This is a genomic window from Amycolatopsis sp. w19, from assembly GCF_051373225.1.
Lineage (GTDB): Bacteria > Actinomycetota > Actinomycetes > Mycobacteriales > Pseudonocardiaceae > Amycolatopsis > Amycolatopsis japonica.
In genome coordinates, this window is record NZ_JBPQFM010000020.1 from 43645 (window position 1) to 61205 (window position 17561).

The following is a 17561-nucleotide window of genomic DNA, read 5'->3' on the forward strand; positions in this document are numbered from 1 at the left end:
GGTTCACCGGAATCATCTGCAGCCGCATTTGTGCAGGGTCGCGGCGACGACGTCGAGCGCCGCCCTGCCCTTGTTCTGGTCCGAACCGGACGACATCAGCGCGAACACCAGCATCCGGCCGTCGGTGTCCAGCACCACGCCCGCCAGGGTGTTCACGCCGGACAGCGTCCCGGTCTTGCCGCGCACCCAACCCCGGCCCGCCGACGACGCCGGGTCGCCGTAGCGCTTCTCCAGCGTCCCGCTGCCGCCCGCGACGGGGAGGCCCGCCAGCAGCGGCCGCAGCTTGGGCGTCCTCGGGTCCTTGCCGTCCGGCGCCGCCGCGACCGCGAGGATCTCGCTGAGCACCTTGGCCGGGATCTTGTTCTGGCCGGACAGCCCGCTTCCGTCGTTGATCTGGACCCCGGCGAGGTCGAATCCGGCCTGCTTGAGCACGTCCATCGTCGCGGCCGCGCCGCCGGTGAACGACGGCTCGACGCCCTTCGCGAGCGCGAGCTGGCGGGCGAGGACGTCGGCCATCAGGTTGTCCGAGAGCTGCAGCAGCGAGTTGGCGAACTCGGTCAGCGGCTGCGACTTGACCTCGCCGAGCACCTTCGCGTCCTTCGGCGCCGTCGTCGTACCGCCGGCTTGGGCTTCGAGCTTCCCCGCGATCTTCTGGGTCAGCGCGGCCGCCGGATTCGCGACGCGGGGCGAGTGGTCGTTCTTCGGGTCGGTGCGGCCGCCGTCGGCCATCACGGGGAGGACCGGCGCCATGTAGGTGTTCCCGGCGGCGGTGTCCTCCGGGTCCCAGCCCTTCGCCGCCGTCGGCCCCTTGAACAGGCTGATGTCCAGCTGGACCTTGGAGATCTTGCCGCCCACGGCCTTCTTGACCTGGGCGACGAGGTCGTCGACATGCGCCGCGCCCGGGTACAGCGGCGAATCGGTGCCCAGCGGCAACGCGGTCAGCGACGGGTCGCCACCCGCGACGAGGACGACCGTGCCCGGCTCGGCGCCCTGGACGATCTTCGTCGAGAACTGCGTCCCGTGCTCCATCGACAGCAGAGCGGCCGCGACGACGAGGATCTTCGTGGTCGACGCCGGAGTCAGCGGAGTGCCGGAATTCTTGTCCCACAGGACTTCGCCGGTCGCCGCGTCCACGACGGTGCCGGTGAGCGTGCCCAGGTCCGGCGCACCGGCGGGGCCGGCCAGCGCGGCCGCGAGACCGTCCTTCGTCGGCCCGGCGCCGTTGATGTCCGGCCCGTGCAGGACGCGGGTGACACCGGCGGGCTTGGGGATCTCGCCCTTCGGCGCGTTCGGCGCCCAGGGCAGGCCGAGCCGGTTCGACACCTTCGGCATCGCGGCGGCGCCGCCCATCCCGGCGAGCAGCAGGACCACGACCAGCGTCGTGATCAGCAGGGCCTTGCGCTTCGGCTTCGGCGCGGATTCGGCCTCGGCGGCCGGGGGCTCCTGAGTAGGTGGCTCGGGCTGCTGGATCCCGACGGTCGCCTCGGAGTCGAAGCGCTCCTCGGCGGGCTCGATGCGGACCGGGCGCGCGTGCATGGTCGCGGACGGGACCGGCGCGGGCGACGGCGGCTCGACCCGGCTCGGCTCGGGACGGCGCGGCTGCCGCTGCGGGGGTTCCTGCCGCGGCTCGGGTCTCGCGAGCTCGTGATCCCGCGTCGGCGTCGCGGCGCCCCGGTCGAACTGCTCCCAGTCCGGTTTGTCCGTTTGCTGCGGTTGGACGGGCTGGACGAAGACCGTCTTCGGCGCTTCGGGCTCTTCAGGCTCGACCGGCGTCACGGGCTCGAAGGCGGACCACTGCGGCGTCGGGGTCTCCGGGACGTCCGGCTCCTCCTCCACCTCGACGACGGGCTGGAACCACGAGCCACTTTCGGGTGTGACCTTCGGCACGGCGAGCTCTTCGGTCTTGCCGTTCGCCAGACCCGTCATCGGCAGCCAGACGGTGGCCTCACTCTCCCCCTTGGTGCCCTTGGGCTCGGTGGATGAGGTGTCCTTGTCGTCCGACGGCCACATCGGGACATCGTTTTCCGGCACGCAACACTCCTTCATCCACCGTCCGGGGAAGGGGCCAAGCTCACATACGACCACATCGATGCGACCGCCCGAGCCCCCGTGGTCCACACTAGTGAAGACAAGACGATGATTTCGGTGAGCCGTCCGCGACGGCGGGGCGTACCAAAGACGAGAGCAGCGAGGCCGGCGTGGAATTCGACGTCACTATCGAAATCCCCAAGGGGGAGCGCAACAAGTACGAGGTGGACCACAAGACCGGTCGGATCAAACTCGACCGGACGCTGTTCACCGCCACCCAGTACCCCGCCGACTACGGGTTCATCGACGACACCCTCGGCCAGGACGGCGACCCGCTCGACGTGCTGGTGCTCGTCCAGGAGCCGACCTTCCCGGGTTGCCTGATCCGCTGCCGCGCGATCGGCATGTTCCGGATGACCGACGAGAAGGGCCCGGACGACAAGGTCCTCGCGGTCCCGACGAACGACCCGCGGCTCGAGCACCTGCGCGACATCCACCACCTGAACGAGTTCCACAAGCTCGAGATCCAGCACTTCTTCGAGGTGTACAAGGACCTGGAGCCGGGCAAGAGCGTCGAGGGTTCGACCTGGGTCGGGCGTTCCGAGGCCGAGGCCGAGATCAAGCGTTCGCTCGACCGTGAGACCGACCGGCTGGCCAAGGAGGCCATCGACGGTCCGGCGGCTCACTAGTCGCTTAAGCACCGAAGGGGCCCTTCACCGCATCGCATGCGGTGAAGGGCCCCTTCGCGTCTCGTCCGTCCAGTCACGCGTGTCGTCCGCCGGATCACGCGTGTCGTCCGTCCAGTCACGTGACATCGCCGGTGCTGCGCCTCGTGAGCGGTAAGGGCGATTACGGAGAGCAAGGCAAGGTGGCGTGACTCTTCGAGATCGACTCGTCCGATTTGGGCACTTCGCGCAGTATTGCCCGGGGGTCGTGAGTGGCGATGGTCGTTCTAACCCTCTTTACCACTCACGACTACCGCGAAACCGGACTTTGACTTGCTCCTCAATAGACCACTCACGAGACCGGTCTACGCCGAGTAGCCCGGGATCGGGAACGGCGCCAGGAACTCGCGGATCTCGGCGGCGATGGTGTCCAAAGCGGACTGTTCCTCGCCCGCCGCCGCGGTGATCGTGCGATCGATCCACTCCGCCACCTTGACCTGGTGCTCCGGCTCGAGCCCGCGGGTGGTGATCGCGGAGGTGCCGAGCCGGATGCCGGACGGGTCGAACGGCTTGCGCGGGTCGAACGGCACGGTGTTGTAGTTCAGTTCGATCCCGGCGCGGTCGAGCGCCTGCGCGGCGGGTTTACCCGGCACGTTCTTGTTCGTCAGGTCGATCAGCAGCAGATGGTTGTCGGTGCCGCCGGACACGAGGTCGTAGCCCCGCTCCACCAGCGCCTCCGCCAGCGCCCGCGCGTTGGCGACGATGCGGTGCGCGTACGCGGAGAACTCCGGCCTCTGCGCCTCGCCGAGCGCGACGGCGATCGCGGCGGTCGTGTGGTTGTGCGGGCCGCCCTGCAGGCCGGGGAACACCGCCTTGTCGACGGCCTTCGCGTGGTCGGCGTCGGAAAGGATCATCGCGCCGCGCGGGCCGCGCAGCGTCTTGTGCGTGGTCGTGGTGATGACCTGCGCGTGCCCGACCGGCGACGGATGCGCGCCGCCGGCGACCAGCCCGGCGATATGCGCGATGTCGGCGACCAGCACGGCGTCGACCTCGCGGGCGATCTCCGCGAACGCCGGGAAGTCGATGGTGCGCGGGATCGCGGTGCCGCCCGCGAAGATCAGCTTCGGCCGGTGCTTCAGCGCGAGTTCGCGGACCTGGTCGAGGTCGACACGGCCGGTCTCCTTGCGGACGCCGTAGCGGACCGGGGTGAACCACTTGCCGGTCGCGGACACGCTCCAGCCGTGGGTGAGGTGGCCGCCGTCCGGCAGCGCCATCCCGAGCACGGTGTCGCCCGGCTGCGCGAAAGCGAGGTACACCGCGAGGTTCGCCGGGGAGCCGGAGTACGGCTGGACGTTCGCGTGGTCGACGCCGAAGACGGCCTTCGCGCGTTCGATGGCGAGGGTCTCGACCTGGTCGATGAGCTGCTGGCCCTCGTAGTACCGCTTGCCCGCGTAGCCCTCGGAGTACTTGTTGGTGAGGACGGTGCCGGTCGCTTCGAGTACGGCCTGGGAAACGTAGTTCTCGGACGCGATCAGGCGGATCTTGTCGTGCTGGCGTTTCGCCTCGTCCTCCACGAGCCCCGCGATCTGCGGGTCGGCGGCGGCGAGCGCGGAAAGTTCGGGCTGGTGTGTCATCGGACGTACTCCTGCCGGAGACGGCCGGACCCAGGCGCGCGGTACCGGCCTTGTCGTCGCTTCCCGGTGGTGCTCCACCTCAAATGGCGCCAGTCGCTGGTGCGGACAAGCCTAGAGCACGGCGCGAGGCCCGGCGTGCGGACGATGTCCGGCGCACCACCGGCGGCTGCATCCGGCCGTGCGGTCGCAGAACGCCTGTGCGCAGACGGCACAGCGTTTGATCCGCCGCCAGCCGCCGAACACGACGAGTTCCGCCAGCCCGGAGGCTCCCGCGACCAGGTCACCGCAGCCGGGCCGCGCCGTCACGTGCACCAGCCGCCACCCCGTTCCGGACTCGACCAGCCGCGGCGCGGCACCGTTCCCGGCGAGGATCCGGTTGAGCCGGTCGGCGGCGGCGGGTTCGTCCGGCAGCGCCGCGACGACCCCCGCGAGCCACGGATTCCCTTGGGCCAGCAGCCTTTCCGCGACCTCGAGAGCCGGGTCGAGGTCGCGGAAAGGCGGGACGATCACGTGCTTGCGCATCACGGTTCTTCGATCGCGACGCCCATCGAGCGAGCGGTGCCCGCGATCGTGCGCATGGCCGCTTCGACGTCGCCGGTGTTGAGGTCCGGCAGTTTCCGCTCGGCGATCTCGCGCAGCTGCTCCCGGGTCAGCTTCCCGGCGACCTCATGTCCTGGACGGCCGGATCCCTTGCCGCCCAAGGCTTTCTTGATGAGGAACGACGCGGGCGGGGTCTTCAGCCGAAGCTCGAAGGACCGGTCCTCGAACACCGACACGACCACCGGGACGATGTCGCCCCGCTGCGCCGCCGTCGCCGCGTCGTAGGCCTTTTTGACCTCGACGAGGTTCACGCCGGTCTGCCCGAGCGTCTTCCCGAGGTCGACCACCGGCGCGTTGCCGGCGGTCAGCTCAAGGGTCGCTTGATGTGTTTTCTTCTTCGACTTCGGTGCCATGCGCCGAAGCTATGATCTCCAGTTACTGGAGAGTCAATCGATCGGTTTGACGGTCTCCGCGTGACGGCGCGCCAGCTCCTGGTAGATCACCGCGTTGTGCTCGACCCAGCCGCGGGCGGTGCCGTCGAGCGGGACGTGCTTCTTCGCCGGGCTGCCCATGGCGACCGTCTCCGGCGGGATGACCATGCCGGGTGTCACCGTGGCGCCGGCGGCGACCAGTGCTTTCGCGCCGATCTGCGCCTTGTCGAGCACGGTCGAGCCGTTCCCGATCAGCGCCTGCTCGCCGACCGTGCAGTCGTGCACGAGGCACTGGTGCCCGACGGTGGCGTTCTTGCCGACCTCGGTCACGCCACCGTTGACGTGGATGACCGAGTTGTCCTGCACGTTGGCGCCCTCGCGGACGATGATCTTCCCGAAGTCGGCGCGCAGCACGGCGCCGTACCAGACGGAGGCGCCCTTCTCGACGACGACGTCGCCGATCAGGGTGGCGGTGGGGGCGATCCACGCTTCGGGATCCACCTGGGGACGCAGCCCCTCGAATTCGAACATCGGCATGCCCCGCACCCTATGCGCCCAAGCGCGTGAAGGCCCCCTTCACGCGGCTGAGCCGAGGGAAGGGGGCCTTCACGCGCTAAATGGGTCAGCCGATGGCGGTGTTCAGCAGGAGGTCCACGGCCTTGTCGTTACGCGTGGTCTCCCGGACGATCACCTCGTCGGGCGGGTAGAAGCCGGGGTTCGAACCCCGTGGGTACATCTCGAAGGTGAAGCTCAGGATCTTGTGGGTGCCCCACATCCAGTCGTCGATCGTCCCGTCGGTGATGTACAGGTCGCTCGACTGCTGCGGCGTGTAGCCGTTGGTCGCCGCCAGCTGCCGTCCCAGCGTCTGGAACCGCTGCGCCTCGGCCGCCGTCATGCCGGGTGCGGTGTCGTTGTAGGTGAAGCCGAACGGCCACAGCACGAGCTCCGAGTAGGTGTGGAAGTCGATGCTCGCCTTGATCTGCTGGACGCCGCCGATCTTGCGCGAGTTGACGAAATTGGACACCGCGCGGGTCTCCGGGGCGGAGAACGCCGACGGGCCGCGGTAGGTCTCGCTGGTGGTCGAGCCCGACGAACCGCCGCAGCAGCCCCAGTTGTAACCCCAGTTGCGGTTGGGGTCGGTGCCGTTGCCCTGGCGGTTCTTGCGCCAGTACTTGTAGCTGCCGCCGGAGATGTCGTACTCCGAGCCGTCGGGGTTGACGTTCGGGATCACGTAGATCTCGGTGCTGTCGACGAAGCGCTTGATCGCCGGGTCCGAGGCGTAGCCCTGGGTGAACCGGTTCACGATCCGCAGGCACATCTCGGTGGTGAGGTGCTCACGCGCGTGCTGGTTGCAGGTGAACATCACCTCCGGCTCGTTCTCGTCCGTGCCGACGTTGTCGCTGATCTTCAGCATGTTCAGCGCCCGGCCCTGATACGAGTTGCCGACGCTGCTCAGCCTCGCGATCGACCCGTAGTTCGACTGGGCGTTGCGCAGTTCCGTCGTCACTTCGGCGTAGTTGTGGAAGCCGGAGTCCGACGGCGGGAAGTCGTTGATCGCGTTGGTACCGACCTTCTCCGACCGGTCGACCACGCCGCGCTGCTCGACGCGGTAGCCGAGCGAGCGGATCTTCGCCGCGTCGCGCGCCTCGCCGATGAACGTGGTCGTGCCGCCCGCGGAGCCGAGGACGTCGACGCCCAGCCGGGAGATCTGGGTGCGCTGCTGGGAAGTCCCGGTGCCGAAGACCTCGTAGATCTGGACCTGCGCGTCCTCGGCCTGCTGGTCCGCGGTCGCCGGGCTCGCGGCGACCGGGATGGTGAACGCCGCGACGGCCGCGATCGCCACGGCCATGCACCGTCTTATGCGCATCGTCGTCTCCTAGCTCTCAGGCAAGGGAAGGGAACCTCACCATGGCCGGAGCCGGAAGGGGGAACAATCCGTAACGGTACGGATCTAATGCGTATTTCTAGCCGTAGTTCGCGAAACAGAGCGCTTCGATGTCACCACGCAGTGCGGCGAACGGCCGCCGCCGGACACGCTGCTGGACGATCGCACCGAGCAGATAGGACAGTAAGGCCCGCGCTCGCGCCCGTGGGTCTTCGACGTCGAGCGGGGCGAGCAGCTCCGCGAGCAGTTCGGTGATCGACGTCAACATCACGTCGATGGCCTGAGGGTGCTGCGCGCGGCCCGCGGCGATCCAGTACTCGAACCAGAGGAAGGCCGCGTTCGGACGGCCGGAGAACTCGGCGAGGAAGGCCTCCAGCGCGGCGAAGAGCCGCTCATCCGGGTGATCGTGTTTCGCCGATATTTTGCGCAAATCGGCGGTGAACGTTGTGATGTGCGCCGCCATCGCCCGGTCGATCAAGACGTCGATGTCCGCGAAGTAGTAATGAATCGCACTCTTCGTGAGCGGTCCGGCGTCCGCGATCGCCCGCACGGTGCAGCCCGCGAGCCCGTCCCTGGCGAGCACGACACGCGCCGCTTCGACGATCTGTTCCTGTTTCTGCAGCTGATTGGGGGAGAGCCGCGCGCTGCGGCCGGGAACGGCGGTCACGAAGTTCCTTACACCAAGTAGTCAGGACATGAGCCCTGAAGCTTAGGGCAAGTGTCCTGTCCGATCACAGCGGGTGAAAAATCTAGGTGGCTAGCCGTCGATCCGTAGCGGACAATGCCCGGCATGGTGACCTCAGGGGACAACGGGTTCAGCCCGGCCGCACGACGGCAGCTGGAGAAGGAACTCGCCGATCTGCGTGCGCAGCGCGACGCGATGGCGCCGCTCGTCGGCGAGCAGGAACGAACCGGCGACGCCGCCGACCAGGCCGAGGTGCTGGACCGCGCGGAGGCCGCCGCCTATCTCGACCGGCGCATCGCCGACGTCGCGGCGAAACTCGAGCACGGCGGTCGTAACAGCAAGGGCCTGCTCCCCGACGGCACCACCGTCACCCTCAGGTTCGCCGACGGCGACGAGGACGAGCTCCACATCGTCACGATCCCCGGCGAGGACGCGGACGCCTCCACGGTCACCTCGGACAGCCCGCTCGGCCTCGCGCTCGTCGGCGCGAAGGAGGGCGACGAGATCACGTACCGGACGCCGCGTGGCGAGACCAGCGCCACCGTCGTCACGCTGAAGCCGCCTGCCTGACCTGTTTCGCGCGTGAAGGCCCCCTTCCCTCGGCTGAGCCGAGGGAAGGGGGCTTTCACGCGCCCGGACGGCACAGCACCGGATTCGCCAGCTCGGCGCACGGCCGATGCCCGTGCGACCGCACGATGTCCTTGCCGACCTGATTCGTCAGGTACCGCAGGAAGCTCGCGACGAGCGAGTCGGCCTTCGGCTCGCCGAACGTGTACGCGTACTCGGTCTCCCAGAACGGGTACGCCGCGTGGATCGCGCCCTCCAGCGTCGCCTGGTGGCCGTCGATCCGCACCGGCAGCACGTCCTCGCGTTTCGTGGCGGCGCCCAGTTCGCTGTAGCCGAGCGCGCCCGGCACGCGCGACACCGCGTCGAGGACGTCGTTCGTGGACGGCTTCGCGCACCGCACCACTCCCGGCTGGGCACCCGGCGCCGGTTTGAGGCAGTCGTCGGAGTTGTCGCCGGGCTCCCGCTTGCCCGCCAGGATCCGCCCCTCGAACGTCCGCCGCGTGCCGGAGTCCGAATGCCGGTCGACGAGCCGGACCGGCCGGTCCTTGCCGCCGATCTCCCGCCAGTTCGCGATCTTGCCGTCGTAGACGTCGCGGATCTGCGCGAGCTTGAGGTCCTGGACCCCGGCCTCTTTGTTGATCACGAGCGTGAACAGCGAGAACGCGACCGGACGCGGCAGCAGTTGCGGGAAGCCCTCGCCCTTGGCGCCGTCGGAGAACGCCAGCACGCCTTCGCTCCCGGCCTGGTTCAGGCTGCCGAGCCCTTCCGCGCTCCCCCGGGTGTCGAAGACGAACGACGCACCCGGGCACGTCTTCGCGTACGAAGCCGTCGCTTCCTTCAGCACCGGCGCGAACGCCGTCGATCCGGTGATCGTGAGCTTCCCGGACGCGCAGTCCAGCGGCGGCGGCTTCTCGTCGAAGAACAGGGAGCGGGTCAGCTGGAAGATGCTGATCACCACGAGGAACAGGATGAGCGCGATCACCGAACTCGTCGGCCCGGTGCGGCTTTTGGTCTCGCGGAGGCTGCCGCCCTTGATCTCGCCGACGACCTGGGGATCGTCGAAATCGTCGGGCGATCCGTTGGGGATCCGGTCGAGCACGGCGAGGATCTTGTAGTGCGCGCCGCGGTTCAGCGGCACCCTCGGCAGGTCGATCACACCCGCCGGCCGCTCGGGATTCTCGTCACGTGCGCCGAAACCGGAGTCGTCGCCGAAGCATTCGTGCAGATGCGGCGAGCTGAGTTCGGTCACCACCATGCCCGCCACGGTGCGGCCGGGGAACTTCACGCGGACGCCGACGCGGTCGTTCTCGTTGACCGCGTAGTCGTCGGTGTCGATGTCGGTGGTGCCGTTGTTCTCGATGCGCAGCAGCACGAACGACGGGTCGACGAGCCGCTCGCCGTTCTCGTGCTGCAACTGCGCCAGCGCGTCGGCGGTCGGCGCGAACCCGCGCCCGGACGCCGTCGGGGTGTCCATCTGCACGCGGTAGCCGAGCCGTTTGCGGCCGACGAGCGCGAACTCCCACAGGAAAGCGACGGCCGGGACGGCGATCCCGGCCACCGCGAGCAGGACGTCCCAGGGAAAGCCTTCCAAGACCAGCCTCCAGGTTCGGGGAATCGAACCTAAGGCCCGTCACGGCCGGGGACGGCGGACTTCAGCCAGTGTTCACCGGCCGTCCGCGAAGGCGTAGTCGTCGAGGTCGAAGAACCGGCTCGTCACCATGGTTTCCAGCGTCGGCGAGGCGCGGAAGGGCACGTCCCCGTTCGCGTCGAAGTAGTAGCTGTTGGCCAGTGAACAGCTGTCCTGGAAGAAGACCTGGTGCTTGCGCCGGTCCAGCATGCTCCGGAAGTAGCGGTCGTTGGCCTCGCTCGTGACCTCCACGCGCGTGGCGCCGGTCTTCCTCGCGTTGCGCAGGCAGCGGATGATGTGCGCGGTCTGCGTCTCGATGAGGTTGAAGTACGAGGAACCGTTGTAGCCGTAGGGCCCGAGAATGGTGAACAGGTTCGGGAAACCGGGGACGCTGACGCCCTGGTAGGCCTGGAACCGGTTCTCCTCCCAGAACTTCTCCAGATCCGCGCCGCCCGAACCGCGCACGGTGAAGGCGGGCATGTTGCCCTTCTCGAACACCTTGAACCCGGTCGCCAGCACCAGGACGTCGACCGGATGCTCGGTGCCGTCGGCGGTGCGCACGCCGGATTCGGTGACCGCGTCGATGCCGGTGGTCTCCAGCGTGACGTCGTCCCGGTTGAACGTCTGGAGATATTCGTTCGAGAAGCTCGGCCGCTTGCAGCCCAAGGCGTAGCGCGGGGTCAGCTTCTCGCGGGTTTCGGGATCCTTGACCGCGCGGCGCAGATGCGCGCGCCCGATCCGCTCGCCGGCGCCCGCGGTCGGCAGCAGGTTGTGGAAATGCGCGGCCAGCGGGAAGGTCACCTCGACGAGGGCCTGGCTGGCCAGCCTGGACACCAGTTTCGCGCCCGGCAGCCGCCGCAGCGCGAGCCGCGCCGTCCGGGGCAACGCGGCGTCGGGTTTGGGCAGGCACCAGATCGGCGTGCGCTGGAACACCGTCAGATGCGCGGCCTCCGGCGCGATGGACGGGATCACCTGTACGGCCGAAGCCCCGGTGCCGACGACGGCGACGCGTTTACCCCGCAGGTCGACGCCGTGGTCCCAGCGCGCGGTGTGCATCACCGTGCCGCGGAAAGCGTCGATGCCCTCGATGTCCGGTGGCTTCGGCTGGGTGAGCACGCCGGTGGCGCCGACGACGAACCGCGCCGTCATCGACCACCCTTCGGCGGTTTCGAGGCGCCACAAGTGCGTCTCGTCGTCGAAGGTCGCCGAGACGACCTTGGTGCCGAGGCGGGTGCGGCGGCGGATGTCGTACTTGTCGACGCAGTAGTCGGCGTACGCCTTCAGCTCGCGGCCGGGCGCGTAGACCCGCGACCAGCCGGAGATCTGCTCGAACGAGAACTGGTAGCTGAACGACGGGATGTCGACGGCGACACCGGGATAGGTGTTCCAGTGCCACGCGCCGCCGACGCCGTCGCCCTCCTCCAGCATCAGGAAGTCTTCGAAACCGGCCTGGTGCAGCAGGATCGCGGCCCCGATACCGGAGAATCCCCCACCGATGATCGCGATCTCGTGGTCCGGCGTCATGCGGGAAGTCCTTCCTTGGCGAACAGTGAGCTGGGCCCGAGCACCACCACGTCGGCCTGGTGCTCGATACCTTCGGCGGTGCGGATTCCGTCGGGAGCGAAGGCGTAAACCGGCCAGGTGATGAGCTTGCAGCCGGGCCGCCGAAGCGCGCCGTAGTAGCCGAGGCCCGGCGCAGTCCGCCGCGAGCCGAAGCGTCGATCGGGCGTCAGGAGCCTGCGGATCCAGGGATCTTTCACCTGCCAGCGCAGGAAAACCCGGGCGACTGCGACGCCGAGGACGGTCGGGCCGGGGACCGGCATCGGCACCACCCAGTCCGGCTCCTCTTGGAACACCTTCACCGACCGCGCGGTGGCCACCACCTCGGGCACGATCTGCGCTGCCTCGCGGCCGGGCGCGAGCACGGCCACCCGTTGCCCGGAGAAGTCGTGCCCGAACCACTCGGTGCCGCGCAACACCTCGCCCCGGAATGCGCCGAGCGTCATGACGCGACCGGTTCGTGGGTGATCTCCTCGGTCCACGACTGCGGCTTTCCCAGCAGCCGCGCGGGAATCAGCCGGGTCGCCTTCACCATCGGGTCGGCGAGCAGCCGGTGATAGACGTGCGAACGGTCGACGATCATCGCCGCCTGCGCCTTGAGCACGTGGTACGCCGGGATGCGTTTCGTGAACTCGCCGCGGCCGCCGATGGTGGAGAACCGTTTCACGGCGTTGTACAGCTTCTTCTCCGGCAGGCCCATCGCGACGATGTTGTCCCGCATCTTGTTGATCAGCGGCACGAACACCACGATCAGGCCGAGGACGATCTGCGGTTTGAGCGAGCCGATCGATTCGGTGAGCAGTTTGGTCGTGGATCCGGCGCCGATCAGTTCCAGCACCTCGAAATCGGCCGTGATATGCCGGGCCTCGTCGGAGTTGATATGCCGGAACACCTGGTGGCACACCGGATCGGAGACCTCGTCCAGCAGGAACTTCACCAGCGCGCCGTCCAGCGCGCATTCGAGCAGCGGGATGAGCGTGGCGAGCGCCGTCAGCGGCAGCGTGTCGCCGAAGTCGTCGAGGACCTTGATGGCGAGCTTGACGTTGATGTTCGGCTCGGGCATCGAACCGTGCTCGTCGAGCATGCCCCAGCGCTTCATCAGCGCCAGTTCCGCGTTGGCGTGCTTCTGTTCCTCGGCGTGGAAGTAGCGGTAGATCTCCTGGATCACCGGAGTCGGTGCCTTCTTGGCCAGCGAGGCGAACCCGCGGGCGCCGACGTGCTCGATCCACACGAGGTCGGCCATGAACGGCCGCATCTTGGCGCGCAGTTCGTCGGTCATCGTCTCGGCGCCGGGCGCGTCCCAGTCGATGTCGGCCAGCGACCACTGCTTGTCCTTGATGGTCTGGAGCATCGCCGCGAAGTCGTAGGCCATCACTTCTCCTTTTCGGCGGGCAGGAACCGGCCGAGCAGACCGGCGATCCGCGTGTACGGGACGGGCACGAACCGTTTGGCGTGCCACAGAAGCTGGGCGTCGGGCTGCGGCACGACGTAGAGGCGTCCGCGATCGTGGGCGTCGAGCGTCGTCTTCGCGACGCGCTCCGGCGAGAACCCGACCACGTCGGACACCCGTTGCGCGAGGCCGCGCGCCCCGTCTTCGATGAGCTCGCCGCCGAAGATGTTGGTGCGTACGAAGGTCGGGCACAGCACGGTGACCGCGACGCCGGTGCCGGACAGTTCGGCGGCCAGTGTCTCGGACAGGCTGACGACCCCGGCCTTGCTCACGTTGTACGCGGCCATCCTCGGCGCGGCGGTGAATCCGGCGGCCGACGCGACGTTGATGACGCCGCCCGCCTTCGCCGCGCGCATGGCGGGGACGAAGGTGTGGCAGCCGTGGATCACGCCCCAGAGGTTCACCCCGAGCGTCCGCTGCCAATCGGACAGCGGGCTCTCCCCGACGAGTTTGCCGCCCGCGCCGATGCCGGCGTTGTTGACGACGAGATCCGGCTCGCGGCCGAGCCAGGACCGCGCCTGGTTCGCCAAGTCCGCGACTTCGTCCACATCGGACACGTCACAGGCGATGGCGACCGCGTTCTCGAGCGTTTTCGCGGTTTCTTCGGCGGCTTCGAGGTCGATGTCGGCGCAAACGACCCGGCTGCCGCGCCGGACGAGCTCGGCCGCGATCGCCCTCCCGATCCCGCTGCCGGCGCCCGTGACGACGGCGTGCGCTCCGTGGGTCCGTTTCGTCATGCCGCCCTCACGATCGCTGGAAGGTTCCCGATGAGGAAGCGGCAAGCCCGCTCCATCGCCGGCGCCGCTTCGGGGATGAAGCGGGTCAAGGCCTGGAAGACGTGCATCTGACCGGGCACCACGTCGAGTTCGCAGTCGGCTCCCGCGCGACGCAGCGCCCTGGCGAGCTCGATGGCGTCCGCGGCGAGCATTTCGAGCCCGCCCGCCTGGATGATCGTCGGCGGGAAACCCTTGATGTCGTCGAAGGCGAAACGCAGCCGTGCCGACGCGAGGTCGGCGTCCACTGTGTACAGACCGACCAGCCGCGCGGCCGCGGCGGCGGAGATCATCGGATCCGGGCTCATGCGCTCTCGCTGAGCGGCGAGCCCGAAGGTCACGTCGAACAACGGCGAGAAGAGTGCCAGCGCCGCGGGTGGCTCACGGCGTTCCCGGATCAGCTGCGCGGCGAGGTCGACCGCGAGATGTCCGCCCGCGGAGTCGCCCGCGACGAGAATCCGCCGATATCCCTGGTCGAGAAGCCGGTCGTAGGCCGCGCGGACGTCGTCGGCGGCGCTCGGGAAGCGATGCCGCGGCGCGAGCCGGTACTCGCAGGCGAAGACCGGCAGCCCGGTGCCGGCGGAGACCCGCGTGGTCAGCCCGCGATGCGTGCGCGCCGAGCAAAGGGCGTAACCGCTGCCGTGGATGTAGAGGACCACGGCGTTGCCCTCGCTCACCTCGGGCGCGCGGACCCACTCGCCGCGGATGCCGGGCTCGATGCGGCTGCCCTTCAACGGCGGCGACGCCAGCCACAAACTGCTCGCGATGAAGGCCCGGGAGAACGCGACGCCCGCGCGGTTGGCCGGGATCGCGTTGGCGATCGGCCGCACGAAAGCGGACGTCAGCGCGGAGGCCAACCCGGCGCGCAGGCCATTCTGCGGTCGCATGCCCTCAGAATGAATCTGAGGGCACCTGCTGTCAAGATGGAGGGGTGACCGCGTCCCGCCGCTACAGCGGCAAAACCGCCGACGAACGCCGCGCCGAACGACGGCTGGCGCTCCTCGGCGCCGCGCTGGAGATCTGGCAGGAACAGGGCTGGGCGGCGGTCACCATGCGCGGCGTCTGCGCGCGGGCGAACCTGACCGACCGGTACTTCTACGAGAGCTTCGCCAACCGCGACGCGCTGCTCGCCACCGCCTGGGAACAGGTCCGCGACGAAACCCTGCGGATGGTCCTCGACGCCGTCGCCGCCCGCATCGAGCAACCCGCCCTGGACCAGCTCCGCGCCGCCGTCGACGTCGTCGTGCACCACGTGCAGGAAGAGCCGTCGCGCGCGCAGATCCTGTTCGGCGACCACGCGGGCAGCGCGGTACTGGAGCAACTGCGGCGGCAGACCGTCCAGGAGACCACCGGCCTGCTCATCGACCTGGCGCGGCCGCATCTGAAGCCGGACGTGGACGGGCTGGAGTTCCGGGTCAACGTCCTGCTGGGCATCGGCGGCTTCGTCGAGATCATGCTGGCGTGGCGCTCCGGACTGCTCGACGCGGACGCGGACACGCTCGTCGAGCACCTCACGGGAGTGGGCACCTCGCTGTCGCGAATGTTCCTCAAGGGTGACACCAACGGGTGAACTTTCGGCGCGGTCCCAGCGCTGAGCCGGAAATGGGTCAGGCCCCATCCGGAGTATTCCGAATGGGGCCTGACCTGCGGAGCCGCCTAGGGGAATCGAACCCCTGACCTATTCATTACGAGTGAATCGCTCTGGCCGACTGAGCTAAGGCGGCGGACATCGGGCTCGCACCCGATGACGGAGCCAAGTGTAGCGGAGGCTTGAACGTCACCTTCGAGGGCCACCGTCGTTAAGGTCCTATGACGCCGGTCTCAGTCCCCCAAGATCGGCCCATCCCCACTGGAGGACCTGTTCATGCGGCAACGACTGCCCCGTGTGCTGGCGCTTCCGGCCGCCGCGGCCCTGCTTCTGCTGACCGCGGCTCCGGCGACCGCCCAGACGATCCCGACCACGCCGATCCCCGATCCGGCGAATCCGGGACAGCCGCCGATGTCGGCGCCGATCGGGCCGCAGCCGCTCGGCAAGGCGGTCGGTGACGCGGGGGCGGCGCTCGGTGTGCTGCGGCTGCTGCCGAACGCGGTGCCGACCAGCGCCATCCTGCCCGGCGCGGGCGAGTTGCTGCCGAAGCAGTCCGCGCTCGAAGCGGGGATGGGGCTTTCCAGCGCGCAGGCCAACTCCGAGGCCTACCTGAACTACGAGAAGTCGATCGCGCAGTCGTCGCCGTTCGGCCTGTCCGCCGCCGGCAACGCGCCGCAGACGCCGGGCAGCCTCGTGCAGACGGCGCTGCCCGACAACCCGAAGCCGATCAGCGGCGGCCTCAACGCGCCGAAGAACCCGCTGTTCAACCTCGGCCTGCTCAACGGTGAGGCGCACGCGCGCTGGAGCCCGACGCTCGGGCCGTGCGTCGGCACGATCGCCGATTCGAGCACGTCGATCGCGAACCTCGCGCTGCTGCCGACCATCCCGAACATCCCGGACGCCAATCAGCTGACAGAGGCGAATGAGCAGCTCAAGTCCGGCCTGTCCGCGCTCGGCCCGCTGGCGAACCTCGGCGGGCTGCTGTCGGGCACCAGCACCAGCGCCGACGGCAAGGGCGCGGTGCTGAGCCTGCCGAACACACTGTCGTCGCGTTCGGTCGTGCGGCTGGTCGACATCCCCGGTTCGAAGAACAAGGCCGTCGAATCGACGTCGACCCTGCAGGCGGCCAACATCGAACTGCTGAAGGGCACGCCGCTCGGCCTGACGATCAAGGTCGCCAGCCAGCCGACGCTGCGGGTCACCTCGACCGGCGAGAAGAAGACGTCGAAGGTCGAGTACAGCGCCCCGGTGCTGCAGATCGTCCGCGGTGACAAGGTGCTGTTCACGCTCGACGCGAACAACCCGACCAAGGACATCCCGATCGGGATCCCGCTGCCGTCGCTCAAGCAGGTCCCGGGCTTCGACCAGCTGAAGAACGTGCCGGTGATCGGCGGGCTGGCCGAGATGCTGAACGGTGCCACCAAGCAGCTTCCCGGCGGCGAGGCCGGGAACGGGCTCACCCTCGACATCGGGGTGCTGAAGCTGTCGATCGCCGGGCTGAACCAGAAGTCGAGCGACATGACCTCGCCGTTCAAGGGCTTCCAGATGGGTGCCTCGGCGCGACTGCTGGACCTGCAGATCCTGCCGACGACGGCACTGCAGAAGGCTCTGCCGCCGGACGCCGCGAAGAAGCTGCCTTCGTCGCTGGCGCAGGTGTCGCTCGGTGAGCAGATCGCCCGGGCGTACGCGCCCACCGGCGGTGTCGAGTGCGGGACGGCTACCCCGCCGCCCGCGGGCAACAACGGTGGCGCGGCACCGAAGGGGCCGGTCAAGAACCTGGCGTACACCAACGCCGCCTACGACACGGTGCCGATGTTCTGGTCGGGTACGGCGATGCTGCTGATCGGTGTCGTTCTCGTGGCCGCCATGCCGGGACGGCGACGGCTCGCGGTGGTTCCGGTCGCGAAGAAGTCGCCTGGCTTCAAGCCTTCGCCCCGGCCACGCTCTCTGGACTCGGAGGACTAGACGGGGCGAGGAGGGTGATGAACGGTCCTTTCACGTCCCCGCGTGAGAGGACCGTTCGTACCCCCTGATCGCTCTTCAGCAGTGGGGCCCCGCCGCTTTGACGCGGTGGGGCCCCTTTGTTTTCGGCTCCCAGGGGTTCCCAATGTCGCATTTGAGTCGCTGA

At 68.8% G+C, this 17561-nt stretch carries 17 protein-coding genes and 1 tRNA gene; 4 read left to right on the plus strand and 14 right to left on the minus strand.

The annotated features are described in order from the left end of the window. Positions 1-12: 12 nt before the first annotated feature. The gene (dacB, locus tag ACSMFO_RS31155) at positions 13-2046 is read right to left on the minus strand and encodes a D-alanyl-D-alanine carboxypeptidase/D-alanyl-D-alanine endopeptidase (RefSeq protein WP_436461468.1); all 2034 of its coding nucleotides are present in this window, start codon (positions 2044-2046) and stop codon (positions 13-15) included. A 152-nt stretch (positions 2047-2198) separates the two neighbouring features. On the opposite strand from dacB, the gene ACSMFO_RS31160 reads away from it, so the two are divergent. Beyond that, entirely contained in the window at positions 2199-2717 is a 519-nt protein-coding gene (locus ACSMFO_RS31160) for an inorganic diphosphatase (RefSeq protein ID WP_016337787.1), read from the plus strand. 341 nt (positions 2718-3058) lie between these two features. Here ACSMFO_RS31160 and glyA read toward each other — a convergent pair whose 3' ends face one another. From glyA to ACSMFO_RS31190, 6 genes are all read right to left on the minus strand, one after another. Next, positions 3059-4327, minus strand: coding sequence for a serine hydroxymethyltransferase (glyA, locus tag ACSMFO_RS31165; protein WP_436461469.1), 1269 nt, complete (start codon positions 4325-4327; stop codon positions 3059-3061). A gap of 111 nt (positions 4328-4438) precedes the next feature. After that, positions 4439-4849 carry a hypothetical protein gene (locus tag ACSMFO_RS31170; protein ID WP_436461470.1) on the minus strand — a complete coding sequence of 137 codons (411 nt, stop codon included), beginning with the start codon at positions 4847-4849 and terminating at the stop codon, positions 4439-4441. Continuing rightward, positions 4849-5280 (minus strand): 50S ribosomal protein L11, encoded by a 432-nt coding sequence (rplK, locus tag ACSMFO_RS31175; protein WP_037335188.1) that lies wholly within the window; start codon positions 5278-5280, stop codon positions 4849-4851. The genes ACSMFO_RS31170 and rplK overlap by 1 nt, the downstream gene beginning before the upstream one ends. Before the next feature lie 33 nt (positions 5281-5313). Continuing rightward, a complete protein-coding gene (locus tag ACSMFO_RS31180) occupies positions 5314-5835 on the minus strand; it encodes a gamma carbonic anhydrase family protein (RefSeq protein ID WP_037335186.1) in 522 nt (173 codons plus the stop codon). Between the two features lie 85 nt (positions 5836-5920). Then, positions 5921-7147 (minus strand): M14 family metallopeptidase, encoded by a 1227-nt coding sequence (locus ACSMFO_RS31185; RefSeq protein ID WP_395867003.1) that lies wholly within the window; start codon positions 7145-7147, stop codon positions 5921-5923. Between the two features lie 115 nt (positions 7148-7262). Next, on the minus strand, positions 7263-7850 hold the full coding sequence (locus ACSMFO_RS31190; protein WP_037335180.1) for a TetR/AcrR family transcriptional regulator: 588 nt from the start codon (positions 7848-7850) through the stop codon (positions 7263-7265). A 123-nt stretch (positions 7851-7973) separates the two neighbouring features. On the opposite strand from ACSMFO_RS31190, the gene ACSMFO_RS31195 reads away from it, so the two are divergent. Then, the gene (locus ACSMFO_RS31195; RefSeq protein ID WP_034310019.1) at positions 7974-8438 is read left to right on the plus strand and encodes a GreA/GreB family elongation factor; all 465 of its coding nucleotides are present in this window, start codon (positions 7974-7976) and stop codon (positions 8436-8438) included. A 55-nt stretch (positions 8439-8493) separates the two neighbouring features. Here ACSMFO_RS31195 and ACSMFO_RS31200 read toward each other — a convergent pair whose 3' ends face one another. The 6 genes from ACSMFO_RS31200 to ACSMFO_RS31225 form a co-directional block, all read right to left on the minus strand. Beyond that, positions 8494-10026, minus strand: coding sequence for a PstS family phosphate ABC transporter substrate-binding protein (locus ACSMFO_RS31200; protein WP_436461471.1), 1533 nt, complete (start codon positions 10024-10026; stop codon positions 8494-8496). A 72-nt stretch (positions 10027-10098) separates the two neighbouring features. Next, complete coding sequence (locus ACSMFO_RS31205; protein ID WP_436461472.1) at positions 10099-11586, minus strand: flavin-containing monooxygenase; 1488 nt, start codon at positions 11584-11586, stop codon at positions 10099-10101. Then, positions 11583-12068, minus strand: a complete 486-nt coding sequence (locus ACSMFO_RS31210) for an FAD-dependent oxidoreductase (protein WP_436461473.1) — start codon at positions 12066-12068, stop codon at positions 11583-11585. The genes ACSMFO_RS31205 and ACSMFO_RS31210 overlap by 4 nt, the downstream gene beginning before the upstream one ends. Further along, complete coding sequence (locus tag ACSMFO_RS31215) at positions 12065-12994, minus strand: hypothetical protein (RefSeq protein ID WP_037335167.1); 930 nt, start codon at positions 12992-12994, stop codon at positions 12065-12067. The genes ACSMFO_RS31210 and ACSMFO_RS31215 overlap by 4 nt, the downstream gene beginning before the upstream one ends. Next, positions 12994-13809, minus strand: a complete 816-nt coding sequence (locus ACSMFO_RS31220; protein ID WP_436461474.1) for an SDR family NAD(P)-dependent oxidoreductase — start codon at positions 13807-13809, stop codon at positions 12994-12996. The genes ACSMFO_RS31215 and ACSMFO_RS31220 overlap by 1 nt, the downstream gene beginning before the upstream one ends. After that, on the minus strand, positions 13806-14732 hold the full coding sequence (locus tag ACSMFO_RS31225) for an alpha/beta hydrolase (RefSeq protein ID WP_436461475.1): 927 nt from the start codon (positions 14730-14732) through the stop codon (positions 13806-13808). Before ACSMFO_RS31225 ends, ACSMFO_RS31220 begins: the two co-directional genes overlap by 4 nt. A gap of 44 nt (positions 14733-14776) precedes the next feature. Here ACSMFO_RS31225 and ACSMFO_RS31230 point away from each other — a divergent pair, with 44 nt between their 5' ends. Beyond that, a complete protein-coding gene (locus ACSMFO_RS31230) occupies positions 14777-15415 on the plus strand; it encodes a TetR/AcrR family transcriptional regulator (protein ID WP_016337801.1) in 639 nt (212 codons plus the stop codon). Positions 15416-15495: 80 nt separating this feature from the next. Here ACSMFO_RS31230 and ACSMFO_RS31235 read toward each other — a convergent pair. After that, a tRNA-Thr gene (locus ACSMFO_RS31235) sits at positions 15496-15569 on the minus strand. 140 nt (positions 15570-15709) lie between these two features. Here ACSMFO_RS31235 and ACSMFO_RS31240 point away from each other — a divergent pair. Continuing rightward, positions 15710-17398 (plus strand): hypothetical protein, encoded by a 1689-nt coding sequence (locus tag ACSMFO_RS31240; protein ID WP_360090249.1) that lies wholly within the window; start codon positions 15710-15712, stop codon positions 17396-17398. Positions 17399-17561: the final 163 nt, after the last annotated feature.